This window comes from Streptomyces sp. NPDC001270, from assembly GCF_042896695.1.
Classification (GTDB): domain Bacteria; phylum Actinomycetota; class Actinomycetes; order Streptomycetales; family Streptomycetaceae; genus Streptomyces.
The window spans coordinates 490,725-503,463 of sequence record NZ_JBIAXM010000001.1 but is presented as its reverse complement, the minus strand read 5'-3'; the positions used below and the strand labels follow the sequence as shown (position 1 = coordinate 503,463).

Below are 12,739 nucleotides of genomic sequence, written 5' to 3'. Positions count from 1 at the left end.
ACACCGACTCCACGATTAATACATGCCACACACACAACTCCCCCATATCCGCGTATCGTTGCCCGGGTTTGCATCGCAAAGTGCATGCCAACGGTCAACACTTGGGGGGTCAGGTGTTCCATCACCTGCGCACGAACGGCCGTACCCGGCGCACTCACCGTACGGCCACCGCCACCGCCGTCGCCGCCGTCCTCGCCGCCACGCTCACCACCGTCCTGCCGGTGACGGCGCACGCGGCCGACGCGGCCGAGGTGCTGATACCCGCGCCCGACGCCTACGGCGACGGTCCCGAGACGGTACTGGCGACCGGCAGCCAGGGCGTCCTGCACCGCGAGGGCGGCAGCTACCTCTGGACGACGACGTACAACCGCACCACCAAGTCCGTCCCCGCCCTCGACGGCGTACCGCAGGACGCCATCGTGCCCACCCACGACGAGTACAACCGCGCCGGCTACCTGGCGCCGCGCGCGGACGGCGGCACGGACCTCGTGCGGATCGGCATCGAGGACCCCGCCTTCACCAGCACCATCAGCCTGCCCGCCGGCTACCTGAACCCGCGCGTCGCGAACGGCTGGGTACTGGCCACCGTCGATCAGGGCGACGGCACGTACCAGTTGCGCGTGGCACGCGGCGGGAGCCCGGCGAGCGACCCCGTCGTCAAGCTGCCCGCCGGGGCCACCACCGGCGCCGAGCCCGAACTGCTCGGCGCCTACTACAACCAGCTCGTCATCGGCTACCGCACCGCCGACGGCACCCCGGGCTACGGCATCCTCACCGCGTACAACGGCGCGGTCACCCCGCTGCCCGTGACCGGCGAGGCGAGCAGTTTCCGCATCACGCAGACCACGGTCAGCTGGTTCTCCCGCGGCGACCAGCCGGGCGTGCGGGTCATGCCGCTGGGCAGCACGGCCGCCCCGCGCGTCGTACCGCTCGCCACCCGGACCCCGGACAGCCGGGTCACCGCCTTCGTGGTGGGCGACAACGTGCTCTGGTACGAGGGCGACGGCGGCCCGCTGCACCTGACGCCGTTCGCCGGGGCGGACACCGAGCGGACGCTGCTGAGCGACGTCCAGCAGGTGTTCCTGCGCAGTGAGGGCAAGGGTTCGCTGGTCGCGCTCGGCAGGGACGCCGACGGCAGCCGCGCCGTGCACCTGTTCAGCGTGGACGGCCTCGGACTCGTCGCCGGCCTGCCGCTGCGCCAGGTGGCGGACGTCAAGACGGCGGACGGCACGACCGAGGCGCTGAGCCTCGACCGGGGAACGCTGCGGTACGTCAACTCCCTCGCCGGAACGCGGACGTTGAACGGCAAGGACATCGGCACCGGACCGGACCCGGCGGACGGCCCGGCGCTCGCGGCCTTCCCGGGCCTGGCGGCCGGCCGCTTCGCCGACGGCCCCGACGAGGGGCCGGCCCGGCTGGTCACCGACCCCGGCACGGGCACCGACGCGCTGGTGACCGGCGACGACCCGGACCACCCGGCGGACAGCTTCCCGCTGCCGGGCCACAACGGCCGGATCCTGGACGCGGCACCGGAGTTCGTGCTCTACGAGGCGAACGGGGAGCAGTACGTCGTGGACACCGCCCGTGACCTGATCGTCCGCGAGCAGCCGGCGCAGGCCGCCGTGCTGGACCAGAAGCGGCTACTCAAGCCGGCGCTGAACCAGCCCGGCACGGTGAAAGTCATCAACGTACGCTCCGGCAGCCTCCTCGACACCGTCGACCTCGGCAGCGCCTGCGTCCCGGACGAACTGCAACTCGGCGGCACCCTGCTGTACTGGAGCTGCGCCGCGCAGCACACGGCGGGCGTACGCGATCTGGCGACCGGGCAGACCTTCCCCGCCCCGGCGTCCGGCGTCCTGCTGGGCGACCGTTTCCTGGCGCATCGCGAGGCGTCCGGCGAACTGCGCCTCACCGGCCTGGGCACGGACGGCGCCACCGCCGACCTGGGCACCGTCACGGGCCTGAAGCAGCCCGCGGACGGCGACGGGCGCGGCACCACCTGGGCCGTCGACCCGGGCGCGGGCAAACTCGCCTGGGTCGACGCGGACGACACCGTCCACGTCACCGCGCCGCAGCACGACGTCTCCGCGCTGCGCGTCGCCCGCACCGCCGCGCCCGGCACCACGACCGGCGCGTGGTCCGCCACCTGGTGGCTCTCCAAGCCCGCGGCCTCCTGGCAGGTGACGCTCACCCGCCGCGCGACCGGCGAGACCGTCCGCACCTGGACGGACGAGGGCACCCGCAGCGCGGTACGGGTCACCTGGGACGGCACGGACGGGTCCGGCGCCCCGGCGGCGGCCGGTGGCTACACCTGGCGGCTGACCGCCGCCCCGGCGGACGGCACGGGCCCGGACGTGACGGCCTCGGGCGTCGTGACGGTCACCGGCTGAGCACAGCGGCACCGGGCGGCCGGTCCCTTCCCCGGCGTGCGCAGGACGGGACCGGCGCCCGGTACACCGCCGGACGGACCTCAGCGCTGCGCGCCCTCGACCAGCCTCGCCGCCGGCCCCACCACCGGCATCTCACCGACCGACTCCGCCTGTGCCACGGGCCGGGTCAGGGCCTGGCTGTTCAGCGGCTTGAAGTCGGCGAGCTGGGTGCCGACGCCGTTGTCGAGGGGATCGACGCCGGTGCCCGCGAGGGGGTTGGGCTTGAGCGCGGTGACCGGTCCGGTGACGTAGGGGACCGAGCCGGTGACGCCCGCCAAGCCCGCCTGCGGGTCGAGGCGGCCGAGCGAAGCGGGCCGGTGCGGCAGGTCCACGGCCGGGTCGGTGGCCGCGGCCGCCGTCGCCGCGCCCGCGCCCAGGGCTGCCGAGGCGGTCGCGAGGGCGATCAGGGCGCGCTGCGCCGTGGGGTGCTGGGAGGAGGTGCGTCCGGCCATCACTGATGCCACCTTATGAGTGCAAAGAGTAACAATTTCGACACATAGGGTAGTTGAGGTGTGGCGTGTGCTCCAAAGCCGACCCGCGGGGTCGGCAAGAGCCCGGTCTTACGTCAAACTGGTGTTCCGTGAGCATTCATCCCCCGTCCCCCGCCCGCGTCGTGCTGCTGTGCGGCCCCTCCGGCTCGGGCAAGTCCCTCGTCGCCGCCCGCTCCGGACTGCCCGTGCTGCGCCTCGACGACTTCTACAAGGAGGGCGACGACCCGACGCTGCCCCTGGTGGCGGGGAGTTCGGACATCGACTGGGACCATCCGCTGTCCTGGGACGCGGACGTCGCCGTCGAGGCCATCGCCCGGCTGTGCGCCACGGGGTCGACGACCGTCCCGGAGTACGACATCGCGCGCAGCGCCCGCACCGGCGAGACGGCGCTGCACATCGGCCGCACCCCGCTGTTCGTGGCGGAGGGCATCTTCGCGGCCGAGATCGTCGCGCGCTGCCGTGAACTCGGTCTGCTCGCCGACGCGCTGTGCCTGAGCCGCGGTCCGCTCACCACGTTCCGCCGCCGCTTCCTGCGGGACCTGAAGGAGGGCCGCAAGTCGGTGCCCTTCCTGGTGCGCCGCGGCGTCCGGCTGATGCGCAGGGAGCAGTCGATCGTCGCCCGTCAGGTGTCACTGGGCGCCCACGCCTGCGACCGGGACGAGGCACTGAGGCGGCTGGCCGTCGCGGTGACGGCCCGGCGGCCCCGGCCCGCGGCGGGAGCACACCCGCGGACGCGGCCGGAGAACCAGACGCAGACACCGGCGTAGCCGCGGCGGCCCGGCATCCGGCGCGGCCACCGCGCCCACGGGAAGCGGAACCGGAAGGACGTACGGGCGGGCGGAGCCGGACGGACCCGCGGGCGGACGGGACCGCACGGACACACGGGAAAGCGGGACTGGACAGACCCCCCGGCCCTCCAGTCCCGCTCATCCCCCGTGATCTCCCCCGTGACCCCCGTGCACCCCCTCGGGACCCCCGTGTCCCCCAGCCTTCAGGCGACCAGTTCGCCGAAGGCGCTCTCCTCGTCACGGCCGAAGCTGAGGACCTCGTCCTCACGCAGCCGGCGCAGCGAACGCCAGATGCTGGACTTGACCGTGCCGACACTGATGCCGAGTATGTCCGCGATCTCCGGATCCGTACGGCCCTCGTAGTAGCGCAGGACCAGCATGGTGCGCTGGAGTTCGGGCAGCCGGGCCAGCGCCTGCCACAGGACCGCGCGCAGTTCGGTGCCGCGCATCGCGTCCGTGTCGGCGGGCGTCTCCGGCAGTTCCTCGGTCGGGTACTCGTTGAGCTTGCGGCGCCGCCAGGCGCTGATGTGCAGATTGGTCATGGTGCGGCGGAGGTATCCGCCGACCGCCGCCTTGTCGCTGATCCGGTCCCACGCCCGGTACGTCGAGAACAGCGCGCTCTGCAACAGGTCCTCGGCCTCGAACCGGTCACCGGTCAGGTGGTAGGCGGTGGCGTACAGGGAGGCGCGGCGCTCCTCGACGTAGGCGGTGAACTCCGCCTCGCTGGACGAACGCCGCTCCCCCGAGTCCTCCCTGTACGCGGCTCCCCCGTGAGCCCCCGTGGTGCCCGCCCCCGTATGTGCGTCGACCACCGTCATGTACGCGGTGTGCTGACGCCCGGCGCCGCGGGCGCAACTCCGCCCTCCCCCGAGCGGAGCGGTGCCCGCACCGGCACCGGACTTCTCCGAACCCCGGTTCACGTCGTGCAGACGCGTGACCACTGCGGTGGTGCTCATACCGTGCAGCGTGTTCATCTCGCGCCCCCTGTCGTGGACTTCGGTGTTCGGTTCTTCCTTGCCTGTGCCGAGAAGCCTGCCGGGGCGACTTCATGGCCGTGTCCCCCGACTGTCACAGACGTGTCACAGGGGCCCGGCACACTGGTATTCACAGAGAGTGCATGGGCTGTGGCGGTAACGGGGTTTCCGGCACCCGCGGGACCCACAGGTCGTACGACACCCCCTCCATGGGCCAGAATGAGCCTCGTGCCTTCCCTGTTGCTGATCGAGGACGACGACGCCATCCGAACGGCCCTGGAGCTCTCACTGACGCGCCAGGGACATCGGGTGGCCACCGCTGCCACCGGCGAGGACGGTCTGAAACTGCTGCGTGAGCAGCGGCCGGATCTGATTGTGCTGGACGTGATGCTGCCCGGCATCGACGGCTTCGAGGTGTGCCGGCGGATCCGGCGCACGGACCAGTTGCCGATCATCCTGCTGACCGCGCGCAACGACGACATCGACGTGGTGGTCGGGCTGGAGTCCGGCGCCGACGACTACGTCGTCAAGCCCGTCCAGGGCCGGGTGCTCGACGCCCGGATCCGGGCCGTGCTGCGCCGCGGGGAGCGGGAGTCCAGCGACTCGGCGACGTTCGGGAGCCTCGTCATCGACCGTTCGGCGATGACCGTGACCAAGAACGGCGAGGACCTCCAGCTCACCCCGACCGAGCTGCGGCTGCTGCTGGAGCTGAGCCGGCGGCCCGGCCAGGCGCTGTCCCGGCAGCAGTTGCTGCGGCTGGTGTGGGAGCACGACTACCTCGGTGACTCGCGGCTGGTCGACGCGTGCGTCCAGCGGCTGCGCGCCAAGGTCGAGGACGTGCCGTCGTCCCCGACGCTGATCCGTACCGTCCGTGGTGTCGGCTACCGCCTGGACGTCCCTCAGTGACGAACGCGCAACAAGGGCTCCGCAGTTGGGCCGACGGTCGTAGGGGAGCCTTGTCACGGCTGCGTTTCACCAGTCTGCGGCTACGGCTGGTGGTGGTCTTCGCCCTGGTCGCGCTGACGGCCGCGGTGTCCGCGTCCGGCATCGCCTACTGGCTCAACCGGGAGGCCGTGCTCACCCGGACCCAGGACTCGGCGCTGCGCGACTTCCGGCAGGAGATGCAGAACCGCGCGAGCGTGCTGCCCGTGCAGGCCACCCAGGACGAACTGCAGCACACCGCGAGCCAGATGGCGGGCAGCAGCGAGCGCTTCAGCGTGCTGCTGGTCGGCCAGGACACGACCGGCCGCACGGTGTACGGCAACTCCGGCGGGCTGAACGGGTTCTCGCTGGAGGACGTGCCCGCGTCGCTGCGCGCCACCGTGGGCAAGCAGCAGCCGCTCGGCGACGGCAACAAGTCCCCGTACCACCTGTACTGGCAGCGCGTCGACGCGCACGGCACCCCGTACCTGGTGGCCGGCACGAAGGTGATCGGCGGCGGTCCGACCGGCTACATGCTCAAGTCCCTGGAGCCGGAGGCGAAGGACCTCAACTCCCTTGCCTGGTCGCTCGGCATCGCCACGGGGCTCGCGCTGATCGGCGCGGCGCTGCTCGCGCAGGCCGCCGCGACGACCGTGCTGAAGCCGGTGCACCGGCTGGGCGTGGCGGCCCGGCGGCTCGGCGAGGGCCGGCTGGACACCCGGCTGCGGGTGTCCGGGACGGACGAACTGGCCGATCTCTCCCGGACGTTCAACAACGCGGCCGAGGCGCTGGAGAAACGGGTCGCCGACATGGCCGCCCGGGACGAGGCGTCCCGGCGCTTCGTCGCCGACATGAGCCATGAGCTGCGTACCCCGCTGACCGCCATCACCGCCGTGACGGAGGTGCTGGAGGAGGAGCTGGAGTCGGAGTCCGGGAGCGTGGATCCGATGATCGAGCCCGCGGTGCGGCTGGTGGTGAGCGAGACGCGGCGGCTGAACAACCTGGTCGAGAACCTGATGGAGGTCACCCGGTTCGACGCGGGCACGGCCCGGCTGGTCCTGGACGACGTGGACCTCGCCGACCAGATCACGGCCTGCATCGACGCCCGTGCCTGGCTGGACGCGGTGGACCTGGACGCCGAGCGCGGCATCCACGCCCGGCTCGACCCGCGCCGCCTCGACGTCATCCTCGCCAACCTGATCGGCAACGCGCTCAAGCACGGCGGCTCGCCGGTGCGGGTCTCGGTGCGGGTGGCCGACCACCCGAACGACGGGACGGACGGGGCCGACGGGGCCGACGGGGCCGACGGGACTGGCGAGGCCGACGGGGGCTCGCAGATCGTCATCGCCGTCCGCGACCACGGGCCCGGCATCCCCGAGGACGTCCTCCCGCACGTCTTCGACCGCTTCTACAAGGCCAGCGCGTCCCGCCCGCGCTCCGACGGCAGCGGACTCGGCCTGTCCATCGCCATGGAGAACGCGCACATCCACGGCGGCGAGATCACCGCCGCCAACTCGCCTCAGGGCGGTGCGGTGTTCACGCTGCGGCTGCCCCGGGACGCCTCCGAGCTGACGCGGCGGACCGAGGAGCCGGCCGCCGGCGGCGACGACGGGGGGCAGGCGTGACGCGGGTTCGGCGGCTGCTGGCCGTCCCCGTGCTCGCCGTGCTGCTGGCCGGCTGCGGGATCCGGGCCACGCAGGTGCCGACGGACTTCGGCGGGGCGCCCTCACGGGTGCCGTGTTCGCTGTCGGAACCGGACCCGTCGGCGCAGACCACGCGGGGCGTGCCCGTGCAGGTGTTCCTGCTGTGCGGTTCGTCGCTGGTGACCGTGGACCGGTCGGTGACCGTCCCGGACGGCACGGTGGACAGCCGGCGCCGGGTGCTGGTGGCGCAGGCCCTGCTGGACCAGCTCGCCCGGACACCGTCCGAGGGCGAGCGGAACGCGGGCTACACGACGTACGTGCGGGGCGGCATGACCGTGAGCGGGCCGCGGGCCAAGGACCCCGAGGACACGCTGCGGCTGAGCACGGCACCTGAGCAGCTGACCTCGTACGCGCTCGCCCAGATCGTCTGCACGTTCTCCGACTCCACGGCCGCCGAGGGCGACGGCTCGGTGATCCTGGGCGGGCCGGACGGCGAGCCGCTGCGCCGCTACGAGTGCAGCGACGACGTCCGCTCCCGCCCCGGCACCACCCGGCCGCCGTCCAGCGAGGTGACGGCCGGCTGAGCCGCGTGGGAGCGGCGGCGGACCCGGCCCGCACGGTGCGGGGCGGCCTGGCCGGTGGGCGGCGGCCGGTCCGCCCGCGGGCGGGGACGACGGGATGTGTCGCACGCCTCACGCGGTGCGGGGCCGCTGCGGAACCGATCGTGCATGGGGGCGCGTCTAGGGGGGCGTGCAGCGTCAAGGCTCCATCGGCGGCAGCGCCGCGATCCGTATCCGGGTGACAGGGAGTGTCCTCCTCGTCGCGCACCTCGCGCTCGTCGCCTGGCTGATGCTGCGCCCGCTGCACGTGCCCTGGGTGCTGCCCGCCAACCTGCACCCGCTCGCCGGCATCCGGGCCGATCTGGCGCTGGGCTGGCCCCAGGCGGCCCAGCGGATCGGTGAGGGACTCGCCCTGCTCGCCCCGCTGGGCGTGCTGCTGCCGATGGCCCACGGCCGGCTCGCCGTCTCCCCGCTCGCCTCCCTGCTGCGTACGGCGGCGGCGGGCGCCCTGCTCTCGCTGGGCATCGCCCTGCTGCAGACCGGTGTGCCGGGCCGGGTGGTGGACGTGGACTCGCTGCTGCTGAACACGGTGGGCGTGGCGGCGGCGCACCTCGCCGTGGTACCGGCGGGCCGCCACCGGCTCCGCCGCAGGGGCGAGCGGGCCGGGCGCGCGCCCCTCCCTCAGGAGGAAGCGACTCAGGGCCGCACCCCGACGATTCCCAGGGTCGGCATCGCTCCGTAGAGCGACGCCCCGCGGGCCGCGGCTCCGTAACGTTGCAGGCAGCTGGGCAGCCGAGCCCACGAGAACAGCGTCCAGGGCCGTCGCGGGCCCGTGTCCCCACGCATCGGCCGGGAGTGTGCCGAAGGGGGCGCGCCGGTGGCGGGAGGGCGAGCCGTCCAGGTCCGCGGGGCCGGGCACGGCCGCCGTCCCGCTGTCGGCTGAGGCGCCCCATGGACACACGACCAGATCGAGCCCGATCAAGCCGGACCGAGCCCGATCAAAACCGATTCAGCCTGATTCATCCTGTTCAAGAAGGAGGGCGACATGAGTGCCCTGGCCCGCCCCACCCACGGCCGTGTGATCGGCGGAGTGTGCGCAGCTCCCCCAGACTCCGTCCGGGGGTACCCCCAGCGCGGCGCTTCGGCACCTCGGCGACGACGATGCGGGTGATCTTCCTGGTGTCCTGCCTGCTGCCGGGACCGCAGTTCCTGGTCTACCTGGCGCTGTGGATCCTGCTGCCCGCGGAGGGGAAGGCCCGGACGGCCTGGTAGCCGCCCGGCCGGATAGCCGCCCGGCCCGGTCCGCAGACGCGAGAACGCCGTTGGAGCGCACCCCGGGAGGAGGAGGTGTGCCCCAACGGCGCGTCGTGGTGCCGGCTCAGCCGAGCGGGATCCCGTTCACCGGCAGGCCGTGCGTGGGCAGCCCCTGCACCGGCAGTCCGCCGATCAGGCCGGCGGCCGGCGCGGCCGGCGCGGCCGGACGCTTGGCGAGCGCCTTGTGAGCGGCGGGCCGGGCGGTGGCCAGCCCGGTACCGAGGGCAGCCTGTCCCTGGGCGAGTGCCCCGCCGGCGCCCGGCAGCGCCTTCGTGACGGTCTCGGCGGGCAGCGTCCGGGTGATGCCGTCCAGCGCCTGGGCGGCGGCCGGGGCGGCCGGGGCCGCGTCGGCGGTGCCCGCGCCGACGGCGGCGAAGGCGGCACCGAGGGCGGCGACACCGAGGGTCTTGGCAGCAGACTGCTTCATGGTGAATGCGTCCTTGAATGCGTTGACGGGGATGAGCGGTTCCCGACCGTAAACACCGCGGGCCGCCCGCCGCAAACATCAAAATGCGGACGGGTCGTGAAACCCGTCCGCATTCCGTACACCCCGACCGGGTGAATTCACCCCTCCTGCGGGACAGAGCCGCTGGTGGAGGCGGTCTGCCGGAACAGCCATTCGGATTTCAGCTCCGCATATCCGGGCTTTACCACGTCATTGATCATGGCCAGGCGTTCATCGAAAGGAATGAACGCTGATTTCATCGCATTGACGGAGAACCACTGGAGGTCGTCGAGCGTGTAACCGAACGCGTCGACGAGGTGCTCGAATTCGCGGCTCATGCTGGTGTGCGACATGAGCCGGTTGTCCGTGTTCACCGTGGCCCGGAAGTGCAGCCGGCGCAGCAGCCCGATCGGGTGCTCGGCGTAGGAGGCCGCGGCACCGGTCTGGAGGTTGGAGCTGGGGCACAGTTCGAGCGGGATGCGCTTGTCGCGGACGTACGAGGCGAGCCGGCCGAGCTTCACCGAGCCGTCCTCGGCGACCTGGATGTCGTCGATGATCCGCACCCCGTGCCCGAGCCGGTCGGCGCCGCACCACTGGAGGGCCTGCCAGATGGACGGCAGCCCGAACGCCTCACCGGCGTGGATGGTGAAGTGGTTGTTCTCGCGCTTGAGGTACTCGAACGCGTCGAGGTGCCGGGTGGGCGGGTAGCCGGCCTCGGCACCGGCGATGTCGAAGCCGACGACGCCCAGGTCCCGGTACCGGTTGGCCAGCTCGGCGATCTCCAGCGCGCGGGCGGCGTGCCGCATCGCGGTGAGCAGGGCGCCGACCCGGATGCGGCGGCCGTCCTCGCGGGCCAGCGCCTCACCCTGCCGGAAGCCCTCGTTCACGGCCTCGACGACCTCTTCCAGGGTCAGGCCGCCCTCCAGGTGCTGTTCGGGGGCGTAGCGCACCTCGGCGTAGACGACACCGTCCGCGGCGAGGTCCTCGGCGCACTCCCGGGCGACCCGGACCAGCGCGTCCTTGGTCTGCATCACCCCGACGGTGTGCGAGAAGGTCTCCAGGTACCGCTCCAGGGAGCCGGAGTCGGCGGCCTCGCGGAACCAGACGCCGAGTTTGTCCGGATCGGTCTCGGGGAGCTGGGAGTAGCCGGAATCCCGGGCGAGCTCGATGACGGTGCCGGGGCGGAGGCCGCCGTCGAGGTGGTCGTGCAACAGGACCTTGGGGGCGCGGCGGATCTGGTCCGGTGTCGGGACGGTCCCGGTTGGCGCAGTCTGGCTCGTCATTTCCGCACTGTAACTCCTACGCGCGTAGAACGCCCGTCCCCGGACGGCGTCGATACGTAAAGGTGACCGCACGGAGGGGTCGCGTACATCGGCACTTCTGACACTGTTCTGCCATGGCACAGCAAGCGACACCGGTACGAACGGCCAGGCTGGGGAGGGCAGTCGGCCAGGAGCCGACGGCGGTGAGCGGGGCGGTGCTGCTGCTGCCCGGCGGCGAGGAGGTGTCCGGCCGCAGACCGTCCCCCGTGTGGGCGACGGTGTTCGTCCGTGCGCTGGGCCGGACCCTCGCCCGGGCGGGCCGCGGCGAGGGGCTGGTGACGCACGCCGTCCACTACCGCTACCGCGGCTGGAACGGCAGCGAGGCGCACCTCGCGCGGGACGCCTCCTGGGCGGTCGAGGAGGTCGTACGGCGCCACGGCGACGTGCCGGTGTGCCTGGTCGGGGTCGGCATGGGCGGCCGGGCGGCGCTCCGCGCGGGCGGCCACGAGGCGGTCAACTCCCTGGTGGCCATCGCCCCTTGGCTGCCCGAGGACGACATGGCGGCACCGCCGGAACCCGTACGGCAGCTGGCGGGGCGCCGGGTGCTGATCGTGCACGGCACGAACGACGAGCGGACCGACCCGGAGCTGTCGTTCCGGCTGGCCGCCCGCGCGAAGAAGGCGAACCGGGACGTGTGCCGGTTCGAGGTGCACTCCGACGGGCACGGGCTGCACCAGCACCGGGACGAGGTGCTCGCGCTCGCCGCGGACTTCGCGATGGGCGCGCTGTTCGGGCACCCGGTCTCCCGGCCCGTGGAGGACGCCCTGGCCGCGCCACCGCCCATCGGCCTCAGAATGCCGCTCGCCGCCGGATTCGGCAGGTCACTGCGCCGAGGCTGAGGCGGGACGCGGGCCGGGCGTCCCGGCTCAGGCGAGCAGGCTGCCCCGTTTCGACAGCAGGAACCGCTTGAACGCCGCCACCGGCGGGGTGTCCGGACGGCCGTCCAGCCAGGCCACGCCGATCTCCCGGACCACCCGCGGCGCCGTCACCGTCAGCTCGACCACGCCCGGACGCGGGACGGCCGGCGGCGGCAGGAGGGCCACGCCGAGACCGGCCGCGACCAGCCCTCGCAGGGTCTCCACCTCCTCCCCCTCGAAGGCCACCCTGGGCTTGAAGCCCGCCTCCCGGCACGCGTCGTCGGCGATGCGGCGCAGGCCGTAGCCGGGCTCCAGGGTGACGAAGGTCTCGTCGGCGGTCTCCGCCAGCCGGATCCGGCGGCGGTCGGCCAGGCGGTGGTCGGCGGGGACGACCAGGCGCAGCCGCTGCTCGTCCAGGCGGCGGGCCACCAGGTCGGGGGCGTCCGGGACCGGGGAGGTCAGACAGAGGTCGAGTTCGCCCCTGCGCACCCGTTCCACCATGGCCTCACCGTAGTTCTGCACCAGGCTGAATCGCACCCGCGGATGGTCGGCGCGGAACTCGTGGATGAGGCCGGGAACCGTCTCGACACCCATGGTGTGCAGAAAGCCGAAGGCGACCTTGCCGGCGGCCGGGTCGGCGTCCGCGCGCACCTCGTCGGCGGCCCGCCCGATCTCGGTGAGGGCGCGTTCCACGGAGGCGAGGAAGGTGCGGCCGGCCGGGGTGAGGGAGACGGTGCGGCCGCGGCGCGTGAAGAGGTCCACGCCGAGGTCCTGTTCGAGGCGGACCATGGCCCGGGACAGCGTGGACTGCGGGACCTGTGCCTCCAGCGCGGCCCGCGTCACGTGCTCGGTACGGGCGACGGCGGCGAAGTGGGCGAGCCGCGGGGCCAGCAGTCTCGCCATGTCGGCCTTGTCTTCTACGTCACTGGACGGTGACAGGCGAGGCTGTGGCCTTTGCTGATGCACCATGGGAACGATTATGCCGATTCCATGCA

At 72.9% G+C, this 12,739-nt stretch carries 12 protein-coding genes and 1 pseudogene; 8 read left to right on the top strand and 5 right to left on the bottom strand.

Features of this window, described 5'->3' with window-relative positions:
* Positions 1-101: 101 nt before the first annotated feature.
* Positions 102-2,390 (top strand): FlgD immunoglobulin-like domain containing protein, encoded by a 2,289-nt coding sequence (locus tag ACFY2B_RS02335; RefSeq protein ID WP_390761232.1) that lies wholly within the window; start codon positions 102-104, stop codon positions 2,388-2,390.
* 80 nt (positions 2,391-2,470) lie between these two features.
* Here the strand turns inward: ACFY2B_RS02335 and ACFY2B_RS02330 are convergent, their stop codons facing one another.
* Positions 2,471-2,881 carry a hypothetical protein gene (locus ACFY2B_RS02330; protein ID WP_390761231.1) on the bottom strand — a complete coding sequence of 137 codons (411 nt, stop codon included), beginning with the start codon at positions 2,879-2,881 and terminating at the stop codon, positions 2,471-2,473.
* A gap of 128 nt (positions 2,882-3,009) precedes the next feature.
* Here ACFY2B_RS02330 and ACFY2B_RS02325 point away from each other — a divergent pair, with 128 nt between their 5' ends.
* Positions 3,010-3,687: a uridine kinase gene (locus tag ACFY2B_RS02325; RefSeq protein ID WP_390761230.1), complete on the top strand. Its 678-nt coding sequence runs from the start codon at positions 3,010-3,012 to the stop codon at positions 3,685-3,687.
* Positions 3,688-3,911: 224 nt separating this feature from the next.
* On the opposite strand, the gene ACFY2B_RS02320 is transcribed toward ACFY2B_RS02325, so the two are convergent.
* On the bottom strand, positions 3,912-4,682 hold the full coding sequence (locus ACFY2B_RS02320; RefSeq protein WP_390761229.1) for a SigE family RNA polymerase sigma factor: 771 nt from the start codon (positions 4,680-4,682) through the stop codon (positions 3,912-3,914).
* 228 nt (positions 4,683-4,910) lie between these two features.
* Here ACFY2B_RS02320 and afsQ1 point away from each other — a divergent pair, with 228 nt between their 5' ends.
* From afsQ1 to ACFY2B_RS02295, 5 genes and pseudogenes are all read left to right on the top strand, one after another.
* Positions 4,911-5,588: a two-component system response regulator AfsQ1 gene (gene afsQ1, locus ACFY2B_RS02315; RefSeq protein WP_376524262.1), complete on the top strand. Its 678-nt coding sequence runs from the start codon at positions 4,911-4,913 to the stop codon at positions 5,586-5,588.
* Complete coding sequence (locus tag ACFY2B_RS02310; RefSeq protein ID WP_390761228.1) at positions 5,585-7,228, top strand: ATP-binding protein; 1,644 nt, start codon at positions 5,585-5,587, stop codon at positions 7,226-7,228. The genes afsQ1 and ACFY2B_RS02310 overlap by 4 nt, the downstream gene beginning before the upstream one ends.
* A complete protein-coding gene (locus tag ACFY2B_RS02305; protein ID WP_390761227.1) occupies positions 7,225-7,830 on the top strand; it encodes a hypothetical protein in 606 nt (201 codons plus the stop codon). The genes ACFY2B_RS02310 and ACFY2B_RS02305 overlap by 4 nt, the downstream gene beginning before the upstream one ends.
* Before the next feature lie 166 nt (positions 7,831-7,996).
* Positions 7,997-8,548: a VanZ family protein gene (locus ACFY2B_RS02300; protein ID WP_390761226.1), complete on the top strand. Its 552-nt coding sequence runs from the start codon at positions 7,997-7,999 to the stop codon at positions 8,546-8,548.
* A gap of 303 nt (positions 8,549-8,851) precedes the next feature.
* Positions 8,852-9,078, top strand: a pseudogene (locus tag ACFY2B_RS02295) (PspC domain-containing protein).
* 106 nt (positions 9,079-9,184) lie between these two features.
* On the opposite strand, the gene ACFY2B_RS02290 reads toward ACFY2B_RS02295, so the two are convergent.
* Together ACFY2B_RS02290 and ACFY2B_RS02285 are read right to left on the bottom strand one after the other, a co-directional pair.
* The gene (locus tag ACFY2B_RS02290; RefSeq protein WP_390761225.1) at positions 9,185-9,547 is read right to left on the bottom strand and encodes an ATP-binding protein; all 363 of its coding nucleotides are present in this window, start codon (positions 9,545-9,547) and stop codon (positions 9,185-9,187) included.
* 137 nt (positions 9,548-9,684) lie between these two features.
* A complete protein-coding gene (locus ACFY2B_RS02285; RefSeq protein ID WP_390761224.1) occupies positions 9,685-10,848 on the bottom strand; it encodes an adenosine deaminase in 1,164 nt (387 codons plus the stop codon).
* 113 nt (positions 10,849-10,961) lie between these two features.
* Here ACFY2B_RS02285 and ACFY2B_RS02280 point away from each other — a divergent pair, with 113 nt between their 5' ends.
* The gene (locus ACFY2B_RS02280) at positions 10,962-11,726 is read left to right on the top strand and encodes an alpha/beta hydrolase (RefSeq protein WP_390761223.1); all 765 of its coding nucleotides are present in this window, start codon (positions 10,962-10,964) and stop codon (positions 11,724-11,726) included.
* Positions 11,727-11,753: 27 nt separating this feature from the next.
* Here ACFY2B_RS02280 and ACFY2B_RS02275 read toward each other — a convergent pair whose 3' ends face one another.
* Positions 11,754-12,713, bottom strand: coding sequence for a LysR substrate-binding domain-containing protein (locus ACFY2B_RS02275; protein WP_390761222.1), 960 nt, complete (start codon positions 12,711-12,713; stop codon positions 11,754-11,756).
* Positions 12,714-12,739 lie beyond the last annotated feature (26 nt).

Excerpts from the sequence above, each read along its gene's own strand:
- ACFY2B_RS02330 (WP_390761231.1), bottom strand. The coding sequence starts at position 2,881 with ATGGCCGGACGCACCTCCTCCCAGCACCCCACGGCGCAGCGCGCCCTG.
- ACFY2B_RS02320 (WP_390761229.1), bottom strand. The coding sequence starts at position 4,682 with ATGAACACGCTGCACGGTATGAGCACCACCGCAGTGGTCACGCGTCTG.
- ACFY2B_RS02290 (WP_390761225.1), bottom strand. The coding sequence starts at position 9,547 with ATGAAGCAGTCTGCTGCCAAGACCCTCGGTGTCGCCGCCCTCGGTGCC.
- ACFY2B_RS02285 (WP_390761224.1), bottom strand. The coding sequence starts at position 10,848 with ATGACGAGCCAGACTGCGCCAACCGGGACCGTCCCGACACCGGACCAG.
- ACFY2B_RS02280 (WP_390761223.1), top strand. The coding sequence starts at position 10,962 with ATGGCACAGCAAGCGACACCGGTACGAACGGCCAGGCTGGGGAGGGCA.
- ACFY2B_RS02275 (WP_390761222.1), bottom strand. The coding sequence starts at position 12,713 with ATGGTGCATCAGCAAAGGCCACAGCCTCGCCTGTCACCGTCCAGTGAC.